Annotated in this window: 1 protein-coding gene; it reads left to right on the top strand. The window is 64.8% G+C overall.

The annotated features are described in order from the left end of the window. The first annotated feature begins 86 nt into the window (after window positions 1–86). Window positions 87–1,175 (top strand): IS630 family transposase, encoded by a 1,089-nt coding sequence (locus FHR87_RS18910; protein ID WP_183168304.1) that lies wholly within the window; start codon window positions 87–89, stop codon window positions 1,173–1,175.

The following is a 1,175-nucleotide window of genomic DNA, read 5'->3' as shown; positions in this document are numbered from 1 at the left end:
CTAGTGGTCTGAATCAGAAATTTGCATGAACTGATCGAGACAGAGAAACCATACTGAGAAGGTTGCCCAGACTGCAGGAGCCTGCCATGGCTGACCCTCGTGCCGTGTCGATCACGCTGTCCGATAGCGACCGCGCCACCCTGACGAACTGGATACGACGGCGCTCGACGGCCCAGGGGCTGGCCATGCGAGCGCGCATCGTGCTGGCCTGCGCCGAACCGGGAGCCACCAATCTGGCCGTGGCCGCGAAGCTGGGCGTGAGCAACCTGACGGTGGGCAAGTGGCGCAGGCGTTTTGCCGACCAGGGCGTGGCAGGACTGGTCGATGCCCCTCGCCCGGGAGCCCCTCGAACCCTTCTGGACGAGCAGATCGAGCGTGTCGTCAGCACGACACTGGAAACGCTCCCCAAAGGCGCCACCCACTGGAGCACCCGGCGCCTGGCGGCGGAACTGGGCATGAGCCAGACGGCAGTCTCGCGCATCTGGCGGGCTTTTGCGCTGGCCCCTCATCGCAGCGAGACCTTCAAGCTTTCCACGGACCCGCAGTTCGTCGACAAAGTACGCGACATTGTCGGGCTTTACCTGAACCCGCCCGACCGGGCGCTGGTGCTGTGCGTGGACGAGAAACCCTCGATCCAGGCCCTTGAGGACACCGCGCCGGCCATCCCGATGCGGCCGGGGCAACTGGAGCGGCATACGCACGACTATCTCCGCCACGGCACCACCGACCTCTTCGCTGCCCTGGACATCAAGGCCGGTACGGTGATCGGCGAAGTGCATCGCCGGCATCGCAGCCTCGAGTTCCGCCACTTCCTGGCCACCGTCGAGCAGGCCACGCCGCCCGAGCTGGAGCTGCATCTGGTGCTGGACAACTCCAGCATCCACAAGACCCCGCTGGTACAGCGCTGGCTGGTGCGCCACCCGCGCGTGCAGCTGCATTTCACACCGACATCGGCTTCCTGGCTGAACCTGGTGGAGTGCTGGTTCTCCCTGCTCACCGCCCGCCAGCTCAGGCGAGGCCGGTTCTGCTCCACGCGGGCGCTGGAGTACGCCATCCGGGCCTACATCGCCGAGCACAACGCTCATGCGAAACCCTTCGTGTGGACCAGGACAGCCGATGAAATCCTGGCTTCGGTCGCTTCTTTCTGCAAACGAATTTCTAACTCACACCACTAG

Origin of the sequence: Azomonas macrocytogenes, from assembly GCF_014191985.1 — a bacterium.
GTDB lineage: Bacteria > Pseudomonadota > Gammaproteobacteria > Pseudomonadales > Pseudomonadaceae > Azomonas > Azomonas macrocytogenes.
This window is presented reverse-complemented; position numbering and strand designations above follow the sequence as displayed.

Coding starts and splice junctions, on each gene's coding strand:
- FHR87_RS18910 (WP_183168304.1), top strand. CDS start 87: ATGGCTGACCCTCGTGCCGTGTCGATCACGCTGTCCGATAGCGACCGC.